The sequence below is a fragment of the Abyssibacter sp. genome (assembly GCF_964229365.1).
Classification (GTDB): domain Bacteria; phylum Pseudomonadota; class Gammaproteobacteria; order Nevskiales; family OUC007; genus Abyssibacter.
Map to the genome: position 1 here is coordinate 1 of NZ_CAXRDQ010000006.1, position 18091 is coordinate 18091.

At 61.8% G+C, this 18091-nt stretch carries 17 protein-coding genes; 7 read left to right on the plus strand and 10 right to left on the minus strand.

The features are described 5' to 3' along the window. Window positions 1–219: 219 nt before the first annotated feature. Both ACE1EY_RS00895 and ACE1EY_RS00900 read right to left on the minus strand, forming a co-directional pair. Window positions 220–636: a hypothetical protein gene (locus ACE1EY_RS00895; protein ID WP_370299222.1), complete on the minus strand. Its 417-nt coding sequence runs from the start codon at window positions 634–636 to the stop codon at window positions 220–222. A gap of 2 nt (window positions 637–638) precedes the next feature. Beyond that, on the minus strand, window positions 639–1505 hold the full coding sequence (locus tag ACE1EY_RS00900; RefSeq protein ID WP_370299223.1) for a DUF6731 family protein: 867 nt from the start codon (window positions 1503–1505) through the stop codon (window positions 639–641). 183 nt (window positions 1506–1688) lie between these two features. On the opposite strand from ACE1EY_RS00900, the gene ACE1EY_RS00905 reads away from it, so the two are divergent. Then, window positions 1689–1928: a phage integrase N-terminal SAM-like domain-containing protein gene (locus ACE1EY_RS00905; RefSeq protein ID WP_370299224.1), complete on the plus strand. Its 240-nt coding sequence runs from the start codon at window positions 1689–1691 to the stop codon at window positions 1926–1928. Window positions 1929–2038: 110 nt separating this feature from the next. Here the strand turns inward: ACE1EY_RS00905 and greB are convergent, their stop codons facing one another. Together greB and ACE1EY_RS00915 are read right to left on the minus strand one after the other, a co-directional pair. Then, window positions 2039–2557 carry a transcription elongation factor GreB gene (gene greB, locus ACE1EY_RS00910; protein WP_370299225.1) on the minus strand — a complete coding sequence of 173 codons (519 nt, stop codon included), beginning with the start codon at window positions 2555–2557 and terminating at the stop codon, window positions 2039–2041. 13 nt (window positions 2558–2570) lie between these two features. Then, the gene (locus ACE1EY_RS00915; RefSeq protein ID WP_370299226.1) at window positions 2571–3470 is read right to left on the minus strand and encodes an SDR family oxidoreductase; all 900 of its coding nucleotides are present in this window, start codon (window positions 3468–3470) and stop codon (window positions 2571–2573) included. A 244-nt stretch (window positions 3471–3714) separates the two neighbouring features. Here ACE1EY_RS00915 and ACE1EY_RS00920 point away from each other — a divergent pair, with 244 nt between their 5' ends. From ACE1EY_RS00920 to ACE1EY_RS00935, 4 genes are read left to right on the plus strand one after another with little or no spacing between them, the layout of a single operon-like run. Beyond that, window positions 3715–4629 (plus strand): ABC transporter ATP-binding protein, encoded by a 915-nt coding sequence (locus ACE1EY_RS00920; RefSeq protein WP_370299227.1) that lies wholly within the window; start codon window positions 3715–3717, stop codon window positions 4627–4629. Next, window positions 4629–5363 (plus strand): ABC transporter permease subunit, encoded by a 735-nt coding sequence (locus ACE1EY_RS00925; RefSeq protein WP_291513249.1) that lies wholly within the window; start codon window positions 4629–4631, stop codon window positions 5361–5363. Before ACE1EY_RS00920 ends, ACE1EY_RS00925 begins: the two co-directional genes overlap by 1 nt. A gap of 1 nt (window position 5364) precedes the next feature. Further along, a complete protein-coding gene (locus tag ACE1EY_RS00930) occupies window positions 5365–7215 on the plus strand; it encodes a Gldg family protein (protein WP_370299228.1) in 1851 nt (616 codons plus the stop codon). Continuing rightward, window positions 7212–8219 carry a DUF4340 domain-containing protein gene (locus ACE1EY_RS00935; RefSeq protein ID WP_291513247.1) on the plus strand — a complete coding sequence of 336 codons (1008 nt, stop codon included), beginning with the start codon at window positions 7212–7214 and terminating at the stop codon, window positions 8217–8219. The genes ACE1EY_RS00930 and ACE1EY_RS00935 overlap by 4 nt, the downstream gene beginning before the upstream one ends. Window positions 8220–8286: 67 nt before the next feature. Here ACE1EY_RS00935 and ACE1EY_RS00940 read toward each other — a convergent pair whose 3' ends face one another. Then, window positions 8287–11814, minus strand: a complete 3528-nt coding sequence (locus ACE1EY_RS00940; protein WP_291513246.1) for a choice-of-anchor Q domain-containing protein — start codon at window positions 11812–11814, stop codon at window positions 8287–8289. Between the two features lie 269 nt (window positions 11815–12083). Here ACE1EY_RS00940 and ACE1EY_RS00945 point away from each other — a divergent pair, with 269 nt between their 5' ends. Further along, window positions 12084–12566: a YiiD C-terminal domain-containing protein gene (locus ACE1EY_RS00945; protein ID WP_291513245.1), complete on the plus strand. Its 483-nt coding sequence runs from the start codon at window positions 12084–12086 to the stop codon at window positions 12564–12566. Here the strand turns inward: ACE1EY_RS00945 and purU are convergent. The 5 genes from purU to ACE1EY_RS00970 form a co-directional block, all read right to left on the minus strand. Next, a complete protein-coding gene (purU, locus tag ACE1EY_RS00950; RefSeq protein ID WP_291513244.1) occupies window positions 12563–13420 on the minus strand; it encodes a formyltetrahydrofolate deformylase in 858 nt (285 codons plus the stop codon). The two genes, ACE1EY_RS00945 and purU, sit on opposite strands and share 4 nt — an antisense overlap. 106 nt (window positions 13421–13526) lie before the next feature. After that, window positions 13527–14408: an acyl-CoA thioesterase II gene (gene tesB, locus ACE1EY_RS00955; RefSeq protein WP_291513243.1), complete on the minus strand. Its 882-nt coding sequence runs from the start codon at window positions 14406–14408 to the stop codon at window positions 13527–13529. Window positions 14409–14447: 39 nt separating this feature from the next. Next, window positions 14448–15299: an alpha/beta fold hydrolase gene (locus ACE1EY_RS00960; RefSeq protein ID WP_370299229.1), complete on the minus strand. Its 852-nt coding sequence runs from the start codon at window positions 15297–15299 to the stop codon at window positions 14448–14450. Then, window positions 15296–17068: a monovalent cation:proton antiporter-2 (CPA2) family protein gene (locus ACE1EY_RS00965; protein WP_291513241.1), complete on the minus strand. Its 1773-nt coding sequence runs from the start codon at window positions 17066–17068 to the stop codon at window positions 15296–15298. The genes ACE1EY_RS00960 and ACE1EY_RS00965 overlap by 4 nt, the downstream gene beginning before the upstream one ends. Further along, window positions 17065–17562 (minus strand): L,D-transpeptidase, encoded by a 498-nt coding sequence (locus ACE1EY_RS00970; protein ID WP_291513240.1) that lies wholly within the window; start codon window positions 17560–17562, stop codon window positions 17065–17067. The genes ACE1EY_RS00965 and ACE1EY_RS00970 overlap by 4 nt, the downstream gene beginning before the upstream one ends. A gap of 38 nt (window positions 17563–17600) precedes the next feature. Here ACE1EY_RS00970 and ACE1EY_RS00975 point away from each other — a divergent pair, with 38 nt between their 5' ends. Next, on the plus strand, window positions 17601–18089 hold the full coding sequence (locus tag ACE1EY_RS00975) for a GNAT family N-acetyltransferase (RefSeq protein ID WP_370299230.1): 489 nt from the start codon (window positions 17601–17603) through the stop codon (window positions 18087–18089). The last annotated feature ends 2 nt before the right edge of the window (window positions 18090–18091 follow it).

Here is an 18091-nt window from a genome sequence, read left to right on the forward strand (position 1 = left end):
GCTGGAAACAGTACACAGCCTGCGGGCAGCGGGAATTCACGATCAAATAGTGCAACTTCGGCCGCGGTAACTGCGCCCACGATAGAGAAGGCGCTCAGAGCAAGAGAAGACACTAAATATCGTTTCATGATGCCCAACGCCGTGCATGAGGGGCGTTTTTGGAGCGCAGCGCGAAGCGCGTAGCGGAAAACACGTCCCGCTCTATGCAATTGTTAGCCGTCATGCTGGAGTGTGGCGCAGAATCTTGAGCATGATGTTGACTACGCGGATAAACGCAGCAGCCATTGCCACGGCGACAAAAATCCAGACGAGGCCGAAATAGAAATTCGCAGTGTCTACAAAATAACCGATTAGCGAGATACCACAAAATAGAAAGCTTAACCAGACCGCCTGGCTCAAGTACGACACTAAATCTTTTATATACTCGGTATCTCGGATGCGATTCATTACTGGCGAGTCCAGCGCCATAAGGATAGCCTTGGCTGTGGCCAGGAAGCCGGTAAGAATCGCTCCGACAGTCAACGAAGACCCCAAGATATCTGGGCCGGGCGGTAACGACGCGCCGAACCGAAACCAGAGGAGGCCAGCTGCAAAGGCGACAACATACGGGTAGACCCGCTCAAGAAACAGCGCCACGGTTAAAACAATTTTTTCCAGCCATTGAAGGCTCGACGTAAAGCTTTGTAACGCGCCTTTCTTGGAAAGCGTAGGTCTTCACCAACCTCGATTTTTTCAAACGTTAAGCTCAGGCGCTGGGCGATTAAGTCAACGGTCTCGACTGCGGAATCGAGGTTAGGAAGTATGCCGACCTGTAGTTTTGGTACTGCGTCAGGATTGTTTTCTGCCTTGAGCTTAAGCGCAACCGCTGTTTTGTCAATAAATTTTGATAGATATCTTTTTCTCTCGTGACCTGCAGAGATCGTGAGTTCGACTCTTGCGCCGTTGGAAGATTCACCAATTTCAATCGCTTGAGCTAGCGCTGTGCCTTTCTCTCGATCTTTCTGATTCAGAAAACGTGGATCGATAGCAAACGTAATATTTCTCGTCGCCGCGCGTTGCTTAAATCTGCGCTCCGCATCTTCGTCGTATTTTGGACGAAATTCATAGACATAAATTTCATCATCTGCGAAGCAGTTGAAGTATTCCTGAATCGATCCAACTCTGGCTCCGTAGTGGTTGTACTGGAGGACTGCATGCTTCGTTTTCGGGTCATACAGCATCGCGGTTTCTTCAGAAAATACTTCGTTCTCCTCAAAGTCGAATCCGCGAACAGGAGTTGCCTTCGAGGCGGCACCCGGGCCGTGTTCCTCGCGGAACTTCACGAAATCAACAAGCCAAAAGCCGTCTTTTTTACGTATGTCTTCAACTCGATAATCGTTGCTACCAACGCTTCGCACCCGATCTGGGAGGCTGCACGCAGAAATCTCCTGCAATAGAACTTCCAGAGGTTCACAGCTCTCTACTGGGGACACGCCAAATGCGTGTACCTTCATTTTTTCTCGCATTAGGTCTCTGTTCCTCGATTATTTTGACGGCTAACGCCTATTCGGCATCATGATTGAATAATGCGTTATTGCCTCATGACGCATAATCACGCCGAGATGGCCCGTGGTGTCCGCTTTCATGTGTCAATTCCGTTATTAGGCGTCAGGTTCATCCGGTGGCTTGTCATGCAGACTCGACCAAAGATGTTGCTGACGGAAGTTCAGCATCAGCTACGTGTCAAACATTACAGTATCCGTACGGAGCAGTCGTATCTGAGCTGGATACGGCGCTTCATTCGATTTCACGGGCGGCGGCATCCAAGGGAGATGGGCCGCCCGGAACATAGGAACATAGTGAACCGTACCGACTTTCCCAGACACGAAAACCAACCGACTCCACCCAGATGCATAGGCTGCTCGAATCGCATCGTTCTGCTGAGATGAGATCAATATGACGCGGTTATCGTGCTGTCTACGACCGCAGCACCGGCAGATAGCGTTGAGCTTTGGACATCGAGTGGACTCCCTGGTCGGTCACGGATTGCCTGCCCTGCTCAGGAACGGGCAAGGCGGCTGGATTTCCCCTCATCCAACGCCTGCGGATCGTCGTATCGCACGTCAGTCACTTCGAATTCAGCAGGCCCGGCGGGCAGCTGAACCACGGTGATATCGCCGCTGGCCTTGCCACGCACCGCCCGGGCCATCGGGGAGTCCACGCTAATCCAGCGCCGGTCGGAATCGATCTCGTCGGTCCCCACTATGCGATACCCGTGCTCGTCACCGGCTTCGTCCGCGACCGTGAACCAGGCCCCGAAGAACACGCGGCTGCGGTCGTCTGGCAGACGGTCGACCATCTTGAGTTCATCCAGGCGCTTGGTCAGGTAGCGCACGCGCCGATCGATCTCGCGCAGTTCCTTCTTGCGATAGATGTATTCGGCGTTCTCGGAGCGGTCACCCTCGGCCGCGGCCGCGGACAAGGCGCGGACGACCTCGGGCCGGCGACGGCGCCAGAGGTGGTCGAGCTCGTCACGCAGCCGCGCGTGACCCTGGGGGGTGATGTAGGGACTGGCCAAGGCAGCGGGAGTCTTAGTGGCCCAGCTTGCCGCCCATCGTGCCCGGCAAGGAGCCGGGCGGCGGCGGCAGATCGTCCGGCACGAAGAAATCAGGCGCGAGCTCGGTTTCGTCGGGGTTCACCTGGTACTGGCTGAAATCGCGGACACCGGCGTCGTAGAGCACGATGTCGTCCATGCAATGCTGGCCGGTGAACTCGCGCGACGGCTTGGTCAGGATGACATGAGCGGCATCCGCCATGATCTCCGGCGTGCGGCTCTTCGCCACCAGCATGTCGCCGCCCAGCAGGTTTGCCACGGCAGCCGTCGCGATCGCGGTACGCGGCCAAAGCGTGTTGAACGCGATGCCGTCGCGCTTGAACTCCTCCGCCATTGCCATGGCGTAGATGCTCATCGTGTACTTCGCCAGCGAATACGCGGGATGCGGCGCAAACCATTTCGGGTCCATGTCCAGCGGCGGCGACAGATTCAGCACATGCGGATTGGCTGCTTTTTTCAGATGCGGGATGCAGCAGCGGCTCACCAGGTAGGTGCCGCGACCGTTGATCTGGTGCATCAGGTCGTAGCGCTTCATCGGCGTATCCAGCGTGCCGGTCAGCATGATGGCGCTGGCGTTGTTCACACAGATGTCGATGCCGCCGAAGGTCTCGACCGTCTGGTCCACGGCGGCCTGTACGGCATCTTCATCGCGAATATCGCAGACCACCGGCAGCGCCTTGCCGCCTGCCGCCTCGATCTCTTCAGCAGCCGTGTGAATCGTGCCGGGCAGCTTTGGATGCGGCTTGTCGGTTTTCGCCGCAATAGCGACGTTGGCGCCGTCTTTCGCCGCCCGCAGTGCAATCGCCAGCCCGATGCCACGCGATGCGCCGGATACGAATAAAGTCTTCCCTGCCAGGGAACCGGATGTCTCGGCCATGAGGTCTCCTACACCAACTCTTGAGTGAATGCGGCTAGAGTAACGCAGCCGGTCGGTGAGGCACCTACCCGGCGCCGGTCGCTCGATGCGGCCGGCGCGGAACTTTCCGGCGGCTTGAAAATCCACAACACAGCCCCCAACAGCGCGACATCGTGATTCGGGCGCGAAACCCGACGCGACGGCTTGTTGCTGCCACGCGCAGACAAGCGGGGCCACTTTCAACACCAAGAAGAGTGAGACAGGGATGCTGAATGTTCAGTCACTGAGCCGGCGCTTCGGGGCGCTGGTGGCGGTCGATCAGCTGTCGTTCGAGGTCGGACCGGGCGAAGTGCTCGGGTTTCTCGGCCCTAACGGCGCGGGCAAATCGACCACGATGAAAATGATCACCGGGTTTTTAACCCCTTCCTCCGGAACCGCGAGCATCTGCGGTCACGACATTCAAACCGATACCGTCGCCGCCAAGCGCGCGCTGGGTTATCTGCCCGAGGGCGCTCCCGCCTACGGCGACATGACCGTGACCCAGTTCCTGCGGTTCATCGCCAGGATTCGCGAGATCCCCGCGGCGCAGATCAGCCAGCGGATCGACGCCGTGATCGACACGATCCAGTTGCAGGCGGTGGTCGACCGGCCGATCGACGCCTTGTCCAAGGGCTACAAGCGACGTGTCGGACTCGCTCAGGCGATTCTTCACGACCCGCAGGTGCTGATTCTCGACGAACCCACCGATGGCCTGGACCCCAATCAGAAGCACGAGGTTCGCAAGCTGATTCAGAGCATGGCGAAGGACAAGGTCATCGTCGTGTCGACACACATCCTGGAGGAAGTGCCGGCCGTTTGTACCCGCGCGATGCTGATCGCCAAGGGGCGGGCGCTATTCGATGGCACGCCGGAGGAGCTGAGCGCCCGGTCGCGCTACCACCAGGCGGTGACCGTACACCTGGACGCTGTCGATGAAGCCGCCAGCGCGCTGCAGTCGCTGGACGGCGTCGATACGGTCGAGAAGACCACGCGCGGCGTCACCGTGTTCCCGCAATCCGGGGTTAGCCTGATCGCACCGGTCAACCAGATGGCTCGCGAAAAAGGCTGGCAGACCCACTCGATCTTTCAGGAGCCGGGCCGTCTGGACGACGTGTTCCGCACGCTCACGGAGGCCGCGTAATGAACCACGTCAAGACCTTGTTCCAACGTGAACTCGCCGCTTATTTCGCGACGCCACTGGCCGTCGTGTTCATTGTGATCTACCTCGCGCTAACCGGCGTGTTCACGTTCTATCTGGGTAATTTCTACGAGCGCGGCCAGGCCGACCTGCAACCGTTTTTCACGTTCCATCCATGGCTTTACCTGCTGCTGGTACCGGCGATTGCGATGCGCCTCTGGGCGGAGGAACGCAAGTCCGGAACCATCGAGCTGTTGCTGACCTTGCCGGTGACCATGTGGCAGGCGGTGCTGGGCAAGTTCCTGGCCGCCTGGGTCTTTCTCGGCATCGCCCTGGCCCTGACGTTCCCGATGTGGCTGACGGTCGCCTATCTCGGTGCACCCGACCACGGCGTCATTGTCGCCAGCTACATCGGCAGCTGGCTGATGGCGGGGGCCTATCTGTCGGTGGGCGCCTGCATCTCCGCGCTGACCAAGAACCAGGTCATCGCCTTCGTCGCGACGCTGGTCGTCTGCCTGCTGTTCACGCTGGCCGGCTTTCCGCTGGTGCTCGATGCCTTCTCCGGCTGGGCGCCCGTGGGTTTGGTGGAGCTGGTGTCCTCGCTGTCCTTCCTGTCGCATTTCCAGGCGATTAGCAAGGGCGTGCTGGCTGCCAACGACCTCGTCTACTTCATCGTCGTCATCACCGCCTGGCTGGTTGCCGGCGCGATGCTGATCGACCTCAAGAAAGCGGAATAACATGAACCAGACCAAACTCTTCTCGCGATGGGGTCTGGCGCTGGTCGCGGTGATCGCCCTTGCCGTCATCGCCCTGGCCAACACGCTGCTCTCCGGCGCCCGCGTGGACCTCACGAAAAACAATCTCTACACCCTGTCCGACGGCGCGAAAAACATTCTTCGCGACCTGGATGAACCGATTAACCTGTACTTCTTCTACTCGCGCGAGGCGGCCAGCGATGTGCCGACGATCAGCACCTACGCGGCGCGGGTGCGGGAGATGCTGCGGGCGATGGAAGACATCGGCGGCGATCAGGTTCGTCTGACCGAAATCGACCCGGAGCCGTTCTCCGAATCCGAAGACCGCGCCGCGGAATTCGGCTTGCAGGGCGTGCCGCTGGATGCTGGCGAGACGCTCTACTTTGGGCTGGCCGGAACGAATTCCGTGGATGAGGTGCAGACCATCCCGTTCTTCCAGCTCAATCAGGAATCGCTGCTGGAATACGATCTGGCCAAGCTGATCTACCAGCTGTCGCAGCAGTTCAAGCCGACGCTAGGCCTGATCAGCGGCCTGGACATGGGCGGAGGGTTTGACCCGCAGACCATGCAACCTGGCCGGGAGTGGATGATCCTGGATCAACTGCGGCAGTTCTTTGATCTGCGCGATATCGAGCCGGACGCCGAGTCGATTCCCGAGGATGTGGAATCGCTGATGATCGTCCACCCGGCCGGCTTGTCCGAAGCGTTGCTCTACGCCATCGACCAGTTCGTGCTGGATGGGGGCGGTACGCTGGTCTTCGTTGATCCCTTCGCCGAAACCGCCGCCCAGGGGTCGATGGGCATGGCCGATGATCCCAAGCCGACGAGTTCAGACCTCGCCAGTCTGCTCGGCGCCTGGGGCGTGACCATGGATGCGCAGCAGATTGTGGTCGACGGCGCGAACGCGCTGGCCGTGCAATCGCGCGGCGGCGCGCCGTCTTACCACCTGGGCCTGATCGGCCTGGGTGGCGACATGCTGAGTCAGGACGACGTGATCACCCAGGGGCTGGACGCGGTGAACTTCGGCTATGCCGGCGCACTGACCACGGCGCCGGACGCATCGCTGGAGATCACCCCGATCATCCAGTCCAGCGCCCAGTCCGCCTTGATTCCGGCATTCCGAATCCAGCCGGGTATGGACCCGAACAATCTCCGGCGCGGGTTCTCGCCGACCGGCGATCGCTATGCCCTCGCGGTACGCCTGCGGGGCAATGCGCCGTCTGCCTACGGCGAAACACCACCCGAGGCGATGGAAAACCCGGATCACCTAAGCGAATCTGCCGAGCCGATCAACCTGGTCGTGGTGGCCGATACCGACCTGTTGCGAGACAACCTCTGGGTGCAGGTGCAAAGCTTCTTCGGCCAGACGATGGCAACGCCCTTTGCCAGCAATGGCGATCTGGCGATCAATGCCGTGGACAATCTGCTGGGGTCGTCCGACCTGATCGGCATCCGCGCCCGCGCCAGTTTTTCGCGCCCCTTCGAGGTCGTCGAACAACTCAAGCGCCAGGCAGAAGGCCGCTACCTGGATACCGAGCAGGAACTGCAGGCCGCGTTACGTGAGACCGAACGCAAGATCACCGAACTGCAAAGCCAGGGGACCGAAGGCGATGCCTTCATTCTCACGCCCGAGCAACAGGACGCGATCGAGCAGTTCCGCGAGGAGAAGCTGCGGATTCGCCGGCAGCTCCGTGATGTCCAGCACGAGCTGAACAAGGACATCGAACGCCTCGGCACGACCCTGAAATTCATCAACATCGGCCTGGTGCCGTTGTTGCTCGCCCTCGGCGCGCTGGTCATCGGCTGGCGTCGCGCCCATCGGAGAGCCCCATGAAATCGCAAACGTTTTTTGCCGGATTGGCGCTGGCCGCCATATTGGTCCTCGCCGCCGTCGCCCTCGGCGACCGCCACCCCGGCGAGGTCAACGACGGCCAACCGCTGCTGCCGACGCTGGCCGAGCAGCTGAACGATGTCAGCCGAATCCGCATCCAGGGTGATGCCGATCAGACCGTCACGCTCGTGCGAGAACAGGAACGCTGGCGCGTCGGCGAACGTGACTATCCCGCGGACATCGGCAATATCCGTGAGCTGCTGATCAGCTTGTCCGAAGCCTCGACACTGGAGGAAAAGACCAGCAACCCGACGCTCTACGAACGACTCGGCGTGCAGGATCACGGCACCGGCGAGACCGCCAACAAGCAGATCCTGATCTGGGCCGGCGACCAGCAACTGGCCGGCATCCTGCTCGGCAAGAACGCCAGCCAGCCGCGCGGCACTTATGTACGGCTGGTGGGCGGCGACACCAGCGCGCTGGCCGATCGCGTACTGGTCGCCAGCGCCGACATCACGCAATGGCTGGACAAGAGCTTGATCAACGTGGCGCCGGGGGATATCGAAGCCGTGCAGGCCACGCCGGCGGATGGAACGCCATACTCGCTACGGCGCGATGGCGAGGACCTGGGCCTGGAAGACCTGACAGACGACGAAGCGGAAAAAGCGGCAACAGTGGCGCGTGTCGGCCGCGTGTTGCAGAACCTGCGGCTGGAAGACGTGCTCGCAAATGATGCTGAGGAGAATGCCCAGGTACCGGCCGATGGCTGGTCGCAACAGGTGTTTACGCTCGGTGACGGCAGCACGGTCACCGTGCAAACGGCCGAGGCCGGCGACGATAGATTGCTGCGTCTGGATATCGCAGCCGCCGACGAGGCAGATTCCGAACTGACCCGTGCGGCGCAGCGTACGTCTGGCCGGATCTTCACGATCCAGGGTTACAAGTTCAACGACACGAGCTTGTCGCGCGACGATCTGGTGGAGTCGACCCGCGACGACGACAGCTAATTGTTTGTAACGCACATAAAAAAGCCGGGGCTCTTGCCCCGGCTTTTTTTGGCGTTGGATTGACGCCCTAGCTGTTGTTGATGGTAATCAACGGACCGGAGACCGGCAGACCCGCCACTTGGGCGGCGCTACCGGTATCGTCACCCGTCGCCGCGACGCTGGTCAGCGTCATCCGGTAGGTGATCGTCGCCGGGTCGCCATCATCGCCGCCGGAGAACGAACTGCTACCACCACAGGCGGTCAGCGAGGCCACACCGGCAACCACCGCGACAAGCAGCAGCTTGCGACGTGACAAACCGGCCGCCCCGGCCAGACCGATCAGCATCAAACCGCTGCCCGCAAACATCTGCATGCCAAGAACCGAAGCCGTTGTCGTACCGAAATCGACGGTGACGATCAGGCTCTCGGCCGCGGCCGAATCCAGCGTTCTGGCGGCATCGAAGCTGGCCGTGAATGTGCCGGCGCTTGCGTTGAAGCTCACGCTGCCCGCGATGGCGACCTCGCCGTCATCCACTGCACCGTTGGCATTGGCGTCGAGCACGATGGCTGCACTGGCGACATCATCAAAGTCGCCCGTACCCCCTAGTGATCCCGCGAAGCCGGTGTAGCTCACAGATTCGTCCGACTCATTGCTCAGCGTGTAGCCCAGCGCGACGACGCCAGTTGCATCGGGCGCAACCGAAACGTCGGTCGTGGCGGTGGCCGTCACCGACATCACTGGCGCGTTGTTCAACTCAAAAGCACCGATGTCGCAATCAGCGGTTCCGTCGTTGTCGCCGTCGAACGGCCGAACGTCCTGGATGCCGCGCTGATCGAAGTTACCGATTTCGGAGCCTGCACAAACGCTACCCAATGCTGCGTCCACGGCGGGGCTGCCCGCCTGCAACGCCACAGTCATGGTGGGGCCACCATTGGCCTGCAAGCCATTCGCGTCGAGCAGCGGGTCTTCACCCACCACATTGCTGGATCCGCTCAACGTGGCATCGGAGTCGTCTTCGACCAGGTTGTAGCCAGTTCCGCCCAGGCTGCCGAATACATCCGGGCCGGCCGTCGTGGCCACGTTGTCGCCGATGAGCGTATTCACCGCGGTGGTGATGGCCGTATCGCTGACGAAGACGCCACCGCCGCTGTCCCCCGCCGTGTTGGAGGCGATGGTCACGTTGATCAGATTCGTCGTCGCCGCCGGCTGGGAGAACACGCCCCCACCATGGGTGGCAGTGGCGGCATTGCCGAAGACGGTCGAGTTGTACACGTTCAAGGTCGAGTTCTGGAAATTCCAGAGACCGCCGCCTTCGTTGGCCGCCGTATTGTTCGAGACCTGAGAACGATCGACCGTCACCGCGCTGGCCATGCCCGTGACATGCAGGCCACCGCCATTGCCTGGCGTCGGTCCCACCACGTTGGCATCCATCGTGACGTTGAAGAGATCCACCGTGGTCGAGCCGCTGGTGGAGTTGTCCTCAATGGCACCGCCGGCGCGAACCGCGGTATTGCCCGAGAACTGCGTGCCAGACACGGCCAGCTGGCCGCCGCTATTGAGAATCCCACCGCCGGAACCACCGGTTTCGCCGGTCGCGGCGTTGTTCATGATGGTGGCATTGGCCACAGCCATCACGCCGCCCTTGTTGAACAAGGCACCGCCGCCGACCGGGTTCTCGCTGTCGCTACCCAATGCGGTGTTGGCGTCGAACGTCGTGCCCGAGACGCCCAGGGTGCTGGGTGCCGCGTTGTTCCACAAACCACCACCCTCGCGGGCAGCAAAGTTACCCGAGACGGTACCGGAGTTGACCAGCACGTAACCGGGCCCACTCACATGCAGACCGCCGCCGTTACCGGGATTGGCATCGGCCGATGGGGCCCCTGCCGCATCCGTCCCTGCGCCGTTGCCATCCAGCGTGACATTGGTCAGCAAGATGGACGGCATCTGTGCAGAGGGCGTGGAGTTGGTGATCTTGTCCTCAATCCCGCCGCCCGCACGATTCGCCAGGTTGCCGGTGATCGTTGCGCCCACGGCGATAATGCGGCCGTCATCGTTGAAGATGCCCCCGCCAGAACCAGAAACGCCCAACGCGGTGTTACCGGTGATGGACGTGTCCAGATCCAGCGTAATCACGCCGCCCTTGTTGAACAGGGCGCCACCGCCATTGTCGGCGTCGTCGCCGTTGGCCGCATTCGCGTCAAAGCTGACGCCGCTCAGCGCCATCGACCCGGAACCGTTCCAGAAGCCGCCACCTTCGGCGAAGGCCGTGTTGCCCGACACCGTTCCGCCGTCGGCGGTGAAGGTGCCGTTGCCCGTGATGTGCACAGCGCCGCCGTTACCAGCCGTGATCGTTCCGGCATCATCGATGCCCGACACCGAGTTTCCGGTGAAATCAGTGGCCTGAAGAATGACGGTCGTTGGCGTATCCGCGGCATTGTCTTCGATGCCGCCGCCCGCTCGATTGGCGGTGTTGTTGCTAATCGTGCTGTTGGTGACCGTTAACGTACCGCCGTTGTTGAAGATCGCACCACCGGAGCCGGCAGCACCGGAAGCTGCGTTGCCATCCAGCGTTGCACCATCAACCGACAGGGTGCCGCCATTGTTGAACAGGGCCCCACCGCCGTTGTCGGCGGCGGATCCGAGTGCTTCGTTGCCACTGAAGCTGGCCGCGCCCGTAATGGTCATGGCGCCGGCACTGTTCCAAAGCGCACCGCCCTCGCTACCGGCCGTGTTGTTGTCGTAGGTCCCGCCACTGAGCGTCGCGGCGCCGCTACCTGAAATATGCAACGCGCCACCGTTTCCTGGCATTGGGGCCACATGCGAGTTGCCCGACATGGTCACGTCGGTGAAGCTGCTGGAGGAACTGCCGCCGAGTTCCACGGCGCCACCTGCGCGATTGGCCGTGTTGTTCTCGAAGCTGGTGTCCGAGACGGTCAGCATGCCGTTGGACAACAAGGCACCGCCACTACCGGCCATTCCGCTGGCGGCGTTGCCAGAGAATGTACCGCCGCTAATCGTCAAACTGCCGTCGTTGAACACGGCGCCGCCCATGCCGGCATCGCCACCGGTCGTGACACTGTCGGTCACATCGACATCGGTCAACGTCACGGTGCTACCTGCGGCGATCTGCAGGGCGGCACCCGAGGCCGCAAGCGCCTCGGTGAGCATCAGATCGGTGAAGCTGACTGCCGTGGTTTCGCCAGCACCAGCCGACGCATCGACAACGAAGAGCTGGGCGGCGTCACCGCCGGTGATCGTGGTCGTTGTGCCAGAAAGAATATCCGCGTTGCCAGTAATGCTGACATCGTCCGAGATCTGCAGCGGCGACAACAGGGTGATCGAATCGATCCCACCGCCGGTGATCGGGTTGCCCGCGTCGAAACTGATGGTGTCGCCGTCGGGCTCACCAGCAGGCGCGTCACCGACCGCTGTGTCGGTGTTCGCGGCCATGATGGCCTCGCGCAGTGAGATCAGTCCGTCGGTGTCATCGATACCATCGGCATCGGTATCGACGACGTAATCTGTCGCCATCGCCGCACCGAAGGGCAACAGCAGTCCTAGCCCGGCCACTGCCAATACCTTGGCAGTCCGCGCATGAGTTGACGTCTTCAACATGTGGTTACTCTCCTTAAATTCATCAACGGATTTCATGGGACCGGCACGTCCCGCTCACGCCGGTCTGATCCTCGAATCCCCAGTTGCCCAAGCATTGATGGTTGGGTTAACGCCCCTCCCGTGGGAAATTCAACCCTACCAGCTTTCGTTCGTCTGTCACGTGCATAAGGCCAGATGGATTCATTCGAGCGATCAACGCGTTCGGATTCGAATCTGTGGAGAGTCCCCGAGCGAGCGCATGTCACCTCCGCCGCTCGTACACTCTCGCCATGGATGCACAAGCCCGAACCCTCAGCCTGTTGGAATCGATGTGCGCGACCATGCCGGCGCTAAAGGCGGTAGGCGTGGAATGCGTGGCGCTGTCGCCAGACGAGGTGCTGCTCGTGGCGCCTCTGGAGCGGAACCAGAACGACAAGGCCACGGCCTTCGCGGGGAGCCTGAACGGCCTGGGCCTGCTCGCGGGCTGGATGCTGACGCAGCGGCTCGCCTTTGAGTTCGACGCCACGGCACAGTGCGCCGTCTACGATGCCCACACCCGTTTTCGTCAACCGGTCCGGTCTACGCTGCGGGCGCGATGCCGTAGCGACACCGCGGCGCGGGCCGAGGTGCTGGGCAGCCTCGAGGCGACCGGGCGCGCGCGCTGGCCGCTGGACATCGACGTCGGCGGCCGCGATCTAGACGATGCCGTTCGCTTGCGAGCGAGCTATGCGATTTGGGTGGATGCTGACGCTGATCGCCGTCAAGCCAATTAGCGAAACACCACGGTCCGGGCGCCGGACACGATGACCCGGTCCTCCAGATGCCAGTGAACCGCTCGAGCAAGCACACGGCGCTCGATGTCGCGCCCCATGGCCCGCAGTGCATTTACATCATCGCGGTGGGTAACACGACTGACATCCTGTTCGATGATCGGGCCCTGATCCAGCTCCGATGTCACGTAATGCGCGGTAGCACCGATGAGCTTGACACCGCGCTCATAGGCCTGCCGGTACGGATCGGCGCCCACGAAGGCAGGGAGAAAACTATGGTGGATGTTAATGATGCGTTGCGGAAACCGGTCCACGAACGCCGGAGAGAGAATCTGCATGTAGCGCGCCAGCACGATCAGATCGGTGTCCTGGCCGATAATCTCCAACGCTGCCTGCTCGGCGTCAGCCCTGGAGTCCGGTGTGACCGGGATGTGCCGAAACGGCACGCCAAAGCGCTCTGCGTGAACGGCTGTGGCGGCATGGTTCGAGATCACCGCGGTGATCTCGGCAGCCAGATCGCCCCGAGCATGGCGCCATAACAACTCCTGCAAGGTGTGTTCGGTGCGGGAGGCAAAAATCACCATCCGCTTTTTCACCCCGGCATCGACCATCGACCAATGCATGTCGAAGGGATCACCCACCTGGGCCGCGAAGGCCGTGCGCAGCGCCGCGTTGGGCGGTTCGAGGTCCGGTAGCTGAAACTCCGCACGCATGTAGAACAACCCACCCGTCATCTCGGTGGAATGCTGGTCCAGATGCGTCACATTGGCGTCGTGCTCAAAGAGAAAACGCGTCACCGCAGCGACGATGCCGGGCTGGTCAGCACATTGGATCAACAACCGGGCGGAACATGACATTGAGCAAACCTCTGGAAATCCGGCTACTTCATGCGACCGGACCGTGAATGACGGGGTGACCCAGTCAGGTCACTGCGATCTCGAACCCCTGCCGCCGGAGATCGAATCAACCTTTGGAGTCGGCTGACAGCCGCGTATCCCGAATCAGCCCTTCTTGCGCCACCGTGGCCACGAGGGTGCCGGCGCGATTGAAGATCAGGCCGCGGGCAATGCCCCGCCCGCCCTGCGCGCTGGGGCTGTCCGTGTGATAGAGCAGCCAGTCGTCAGCACGCAATGGCCGATGAAACCACAGCGCGTGGTCCAGGCTGGCGACGATCATGTCGGCCTGCAAGAAATTGCGACCATGCGGTCGCGTGCTGGTCCCCAACAGGTTGTAATCGCTGGCATAGGCGAGCACACAACGGTGCAGCATCGGATCATCGGGTAGCGTGCCGGATGCCCGGAACCACACCGATTGATTCGGTGGCTGCTTCTCCGGACGGAACGGATTCGTCGGATGCACGGGTCGGAATTCGAATGCACTGGGCCGAGTCAGCAGCGCCCGGTGTTTTTCCGGTGCGTCGTCGATCCATTGGGCGCCGAGGGTTTGCTGATCGACCAGTTCCTCCGGCGACGGCACATCCGGCATTTCCGCCTGATGCTCGAAGCCGATCTCGTCGATGTGAAACGCGGCCATCATCGAAAAGATCTGATGGCCATGCTGAATCGCCTTCACCCGACGCCAGCTGAACGATCCGCCATCGCGTGATCGCTCCACGTCGTAGACGATCGGCGCTTCCATGTCGCCAGGGCGCAGAAAATAGGCATGCAGGGAGTTCGGCGGACGGTCGGCGTCCACGGTGCGCGTGGCCGCCACGAGCGCCTGCCCCAGCACCTGCCCGCCGAAAACACTGCGGCCGCCGAGATCACGAGACTCGCCCCGGAACAGATTGTCTTCCAGGTATTCGAGATCCAGAAGGTTGAGAAAATCTTGCAATACGGTAGTCATGGCGCGGAATTGTAGCCGCTCCGCGGCCGCATGGGCCTGTCAGCGCTGCAGCAGTTGAACCACCGCGTCCGCAAATGCGGCCGGCTGTTCCTCCTGCACGAAATGCCCGGCATCGAGCCGGGTGATGTGAATGTCACGAAAGCAGGCCTCCAGACCATCGAGGTAATCCGGCGTAATGACGACATCGTGCTCCCCATAGATATAGGCAGCCGGCATGTCGAACCGGCGCCCGGCTAGGCTGGCCCATCGCCGGATATCACTCCGATAGCTCCGATACAGATTCGCGGCCGTGGTCGGCGTGCCAGGTATTGCGTAGCAACGCACGTACTCCTGGACCTGCGCCTCCGGGAACGGGCGGTCGCCGCTCATGCGCAGGAATGTTTCAAGAAACGCCCGCTCGCGACCGGGGATAAGCGCCTCAGGCAGTCCTGTATTGAGAAAATGTTGATACCAGACATACCGATTCGGCTTGCCCGCAATGCGCCGGTTAACGTCAAGATTGTTGATCACGGCGATATTCGACACGCCCAGATGCGTCACGCGCATGGGCTCGGCCAGCGCGATTTCCTGCGCGACGATGCCGCCCCAATCGTGACCGACCAGTGCGAAGTGATCGATGCCCAAGGCCTGGACCACGGCGAGTACATCCTGGGCCAGGGCTTGCTTGCCGTAGGCGTCACGCTCCGCCGTGCGGGGCGAGTCACCCAAGCCGCGCAGATCGGGCGCGATCACGTCGAGCTCGGCCGGAAGATGCGCCAGCAGCGTAGTCCAGGTCGCACTGCTCTCCGGCCAGCCATGAATGAGTACCAGGGGGCGCCCGTCACCCTGCCGGCGCCGCAGCGCGAAGTCACCGCGATTCGTGTGAACCCGATCAATGGGCCATTGCTTCATGATTGACGACCGTCCTTGGGATGTTCCTCCGCGAACAACTTTTCCAACTCGCTCGCCGAGCGTTGTGCCAGTTCGATCATCTTGTCGAGATCGTCATGCGAGCCGAAGGCCTCGAACAGGCGCTCTTCATCCTTGGCCGCAAAGGTCTCGGTCGTGAAACGGGCCTGACCTTCGGAGAAGCCCAAGCCTCGCAGCACATTCCCCGCGGCTCGCAGGCTGGAATCGAAGGTGTCACGCACGACATCGCGAATCCCCAGCTCCATGAGCTTGTAGGCATGCTGCCGGTTGCGAGCGCGCGCGATGATGCGCAGTTCCGGCGCCAGTTCCCGGACCGCCCGCGCGATGCGTAGCGAGGCCGCCTCGTCCTGCACGGCGAGTACGAACAACTCGGCCTGCTCCACGCCGGCCGCCCGCAACAGCTCCGAACGAGACGCGTCACCGTAGTAGGTGCGGTTACCGAAGCGGCGGACAAAATCGACCTGGTCCGAATCCAGTTCCAGCGCTGTGAACGCGATACCGCGGGCGCGCAACACACGGCCGATGATCTGCCCGAAGCGACCGAAACCGGCGACGATGACCCTGTGGTGCGAAGACTCGATGTGATCAAAGGGCTTGCGCGTGTGCGGAAACCAGCGCAGCCACCAATGATCGTTGATCAAGAACAACAGGGGCGTCAGGCCCATGGACAGCGTCACGGCCACGATGAGCTGACTCATCACCTGCGCGTCCAGCAGGGCCACATCGGCCATCACGGCAAACAGCACGAAGGCGAATTCGCCTCCCTGCGACAGCGCGATGGCCAAATTGCGCGCGCTGCTGCGATCCAGGCCCGCCAGACGACCGACCGTCCACAGCACGCCGGCCTTGATTAGCACCAGCCCGATGGCAATGGAGAGTATCGGCGCGGGTTCGTCGACCAGCAGGCGCAGATCCACGCCCATACCGACCGAGATGAAGAACAAACCGAGCAGCAGCCCCTTGAACGGCTCGATGTCGGCCTCCAGGGCATGGCGGTATTCGGAGTCTGCCAACAACACGCCCGCCAGGAACGCACCAAGGGCCATGGACAGACCCGCCCACTCCATCGCCAGGGCCGTTCCGCTGACCACCAGCAACGCCATGGCCGTGAAGATCTCGTTGGTGCGCGACGCCGAGACCATTCTCAGTACCGGCCGCAGCAACGTCCGCCCGCCGACGATCACGGCGACAATCACCGCCACCGTCTTGATCAGATCAAGCGGATCGAAGGCTTCGCCACCGCCCGGCGCCAACACCGGAATCAACGCCAGCAACGGGATGACGGCCAGATCCTGCATCAGCAGAATCGCGAAAGCGGCGCGGCCATGATGAGTCGTCAGCTCTTCGCGTTCCGCCAATGCCTGCAACGCAAATGCGGTGGACGACAAGGCCAGCACAATACCGATCAATACCGCAGGCATCGGCGATAGGCCGGCGAAATAGGCGATGGCCGCGATGGGTATCGCCGACAGGCCGATCTGCGCGGTCCCGTTCACGAAAATGGGCCGCCGCAGCGCCCACAGACGGCTGGGCTGAAGCTCCAGGCCGATAATGAACAACAGCAGCACCACACCGAACTCGGCAAGGTGCATCACCTCGTGAACATCTCCGACCAGGCCCAGACCGGCCGGACCGATCGCGACGCCCGCGGCCAGATAACCGATTACCGCACCCAGCCCCAACCAACGCGCCAGCGGCACAGCGACCACGGCCGCTGCGAGAAAGATCACCGCCTCGTGCAAAAGGCTCACGGCAGAATGTCCACCGGCGTGCCGACGGGTACTCGGGCCCACAGCGCCTCGATCTGCTCGTCGGTGACAGCGATGCAGCCATCGGTCCAGTCAAACAGCGGATGAAGTTGCTCGGCGCGCTCGTTCGGACCGACGCCATGGATCATGATCCGTCCGCCGGGCGGCACTCCGCGCGCATCCGCGAGCATTTGATCGGACAAGGAGGGATAGGAAACCTGCAAGGCCCGGTGGAAGCGGCTATTGCGCAGGCGACTGAGAATGAAATAACGCCCTTCCGGCGTCTTGCCGTCGCCTTGCTCCCGCTTCGGTCCGATGGGGTTACGTCCCAGCGCCACCGGAAATTCCAGCAGCGGCACGTCACCCTCGAATAGCGTGAGCGTGCGTGCGGTCTTGTCGATCTGTATCCAGGTCTGTCCTGCGGCATCGACAGGGGGTGAGACGCCGGCCAACAACACGGCGAGCAAAAGAGTTCGGAATGTGGCGGACAAAGACATGAGAGCATTATCACATCGAAATCACCCGCCAGACTGTCGTGCAAGCACTGATCCGACCCATCCAGCCTGCAGACGACCTTTCCCTGGCTAAGGTCATTCACGACGCACTGGCCGAATTCGACGCAGGCGGCGACGGCTTTGCCGGACAGGATACAGAGATGCAGGCACTGAGCAGCGCCTATGACCGCCCACGGCACGCCTACTTCGTGGCGCACTGCAACCAGCAGGTGCTTGGCGGCGCGGGAATCGCGCCGTTAACGGGCGGCGGGTTTGCAACCGCCGAACTGAGAAAGATGTATCTGGCCCGCCCGGCTCGCGGATACGGATTGGGCCACCAACTCCTGACCACCACGATCGCGGCAGCGTGGGACCACGGATTTCAACGTATCTATCTGGAGACGCTAACCCAGATGGACGCGGCCCGGGCGCTTTACGAGCGGGCCGGCTTCCTGCGCCTGGACGCGCCGCTTGGCGACACCGGTCACCACGGCTGCAACTGCTGGTATCTGCTGGAGCGCCTGCGCTAGCG

Coding starts and splice junctions, on each gene's coding strand:
- tesB (WP_291513243.1), bottom strand. CDS start 14,408: ATGACTACCGTATTGCAAGATTTTCTCAACCTTCTGGATCTCGAATAC.
- ACE1EY_RS00920 (WP_370299227.1), top strand. CDS start 3,715: ATGCTGAATGTTCAGTCACTGAGCCGGCGCTTCGGGGCGCTGGTGGCG.
- ACE1EY_RS00945 (WP_291513245.1), top strand. CDS start 12,084: ATGGATGCACAAGCCCGAACCCTCAGCCTGTTGGAATCGATGTGCGCG.
- ACE1EY_RS00935 (WP_291513247.1), top strand. CDS start 7,212: ATGAAATCGCAAACGTTTTTTGCCGGATTGGCGCTGGCCGCCATATTG.
- purU (WP_291513244.1), bottom strand. CDS start 13,420: ATGTCATGTTCCGCCCGGTTGTTGATCCAATGTGCTGACCAGCCCGGC.
- ACE1EY_RS00960 (WP_370299229.1), bottom strand. CDS start 15,299: ATGAAGCAATGGCCCATTGATCGGGTTCACACGAATCGCGGTGACTTC.
- ACE1EY_RS00930 (WP_370299228.1), top strand. CDS start 5,365: ATGAACCAGACCAAACTCTTCTCGCGATGGGGTCTGGCGCTGGTCGCG.
- ACE1EY_RS00940 (WP_291513246.1), bottom strand. CDS start 11,814: ATGTTGAAGACGTCAACTCATGCGCGGACTGCCAAGGTATTGGCAGTG.
- ACE1EY_RS00900 (WP_370299223.1), bottom strand. CDS start 1,505: ATGCGAGAAAAAATGAAGGTACACGCATTTGGCGTGTCCCCAGTAGAG.
- ACE1EY_RS00925 (WP_291513249.1), top strand. CDS start 4,629: ATGAACCACGTCAAGACCTTGTTCCAACGTGAACTCGCCGCTTATTTC.
- ACE1EY_RS00915 (WP_370299226.1), bottom strand. CDS start 3,470: ATGGCCGAGACATCCGGTTCCCTGGCAGGGAAGACTTTATTCGTATCC.
- ACE1EY_RS00970 (WP_291513240.1), bottom strand. CDS start 17,562: ATGTCTTTGTCCGCCACATTCCGAACTCTTTTGCTCGCCGTGTTGTTG.
- ACE1EY_RS00905 (WP_370299224.1), top strand. CDS start 1,689: ATGTTGCTGACGGAAGTTCAGCATCAGCTACGTGTCAAACATTACAGT.